Origin of the sequence: Intrasporangium chromatireducens Q5-1, assembly GCF_000576575.1 — a bacterium.
Lineage (GTDB): Bacteria > Actinomycetota > Actinomycetes > Actinomycetales > Dermatophilaceae > Intrasporangium_A > Intrasporangium_A chromatireducens.
This window is the reverse complement of record NZ_AWQS01000488.1, coordinates 1-1,173: the sequence shown is the minus strand read 5'-3', so window position 1 is coordinate 1,173 and position 1,173 is coordinate 1. Positions and strand designations below refer to the sequence as shown.

The window sequence follows — 1,173 nt, the reverse complement described above, 5'->3', positions numbered from 1 at the left end:
ACCACCCACGGATGGGTCAGGAGAGCCCCTTAACTGGGTTCACACGCGGAGCGCCATGAGAGTGGATCTCGTGATCGGCAACCATCAACTCCGCGAGAGAGTCCTACCCCGGAAGCGGCGGAGAAGGTCGCCCCTCGGTTCCCGTTCGTTCACGGTCCTTGGTGGTTCGGGGCCTGGTCGTGCTTCTGGCTGAGGACGTACACGAGGAGGGTGTAGCCGGCAAACACGACCCCTGCCGCTAGCGCCGTCACATACAGCGCCGGCTCGATGTCTGGCCAACGTTCGAGGACGATGAGAGTCAGGCTGCCGACAAGCACGAGGTGCAGTGGGAGCCCGACGACGGGAAAGAAGCGGTCCAGCGGCTCACGGCGTCGGTTGAGTGCCTTCGTCTCGGGTCTCCGGACGTAAGCGGCCATGAAGGCGAGCCAGATGGCTAGGGCAGCACAGGCCGACGGCAGCCAGAGCCCGTGGCCGATGACGCCGTAGCGACTCACCACGACCGGCACTAGCGCACCGAACACCACCCAGACGCCCAGCGCGAGGACGGCCTGGAGGTAGACCACGTCGTGCACGTCGGTGACCTGCGCGCTGCGCAGGCTGATGAGGGCGCCGAACCCGATGAAGACTCCCGCGATCTCGGCGAAGTGCACGAAGAGTTCGGTCTCCATGGGTGTCCACCTCCACGCGGCTCGGGGCGCCGCATACCTTCGAGGCTAGGTGCGAGACGCAGTCGGCGTCTGCGGACTGGCTCCGTTGTGACCGGGCGCGCAATCGAATGGCTTGGCTGTCGCCGCACCAGCGGGAACGGCGATGCGCAACGAACGCTCAATGGCAGGATCGCAACGTCCGACCATCGGCATGTCTGTGAAACAACTACCGGTCGACAGGCGGCGAAGTGACGCAGGTCGGAGTCGTCCGCTACTGCCGAGAACAAGCGTTGCCAGACGTGCTGACCGGGACGCGCCACCAGTACATTGCCGTGGTGCACCGGCAGCCCGTTCGCCTGTTGACCGCACGGTTGTCGCTACGGCAGCCGACGCAGGCTGACGCTGTAGCGATCCTCGAGATCCTGTCGGATCCGTCGGTTCTCCAGCACAACCCGTCGGATCTGCTGACGGAGCTCGAGGACGTCGAGGCACTGGTGAGGCGTTGGCTGGGACATTGGGAGCGGCA

The 1,173-nt window shown here is 65.4% G+C and carries 2 protein-coding genes; one reads left to right on the top strand and one right to left on the bottom strand.

Translation table 11 applies throughout. The features are described from left to right. Positions 1–149: 149 nt before the first annotated feature. Positions 150–668, bottom strand: a complete 519-nt coding sequence (locus N864_RS22415) for a hypothetical protein (protein ID WP_034722811.1) — start codon at positions 666–668, stop codon at positions 150–152. A 227-nt stretch (positions 669–895) separates the two neighbouring features. Here N864_RS22415 and N864_RS25790 point away from each other — a divergent pair. Next, positions 896–1,173: GNAT family N-acetyltransferase (locus N864_RS25790; RefSeq protein WP_240474460.1), on the top strand; the 278-nt coding region annotated here is incomplete at its 3' end.

Coding starts and splice junctions, on each gene's coding strand:
- N864_RS22415 (WP_034722811.1), bottom strand. CDS start 668: ATGGAGACCGAACTCTTCGTGCACTTCGCCGAGATCGCGGGAGTCTTC.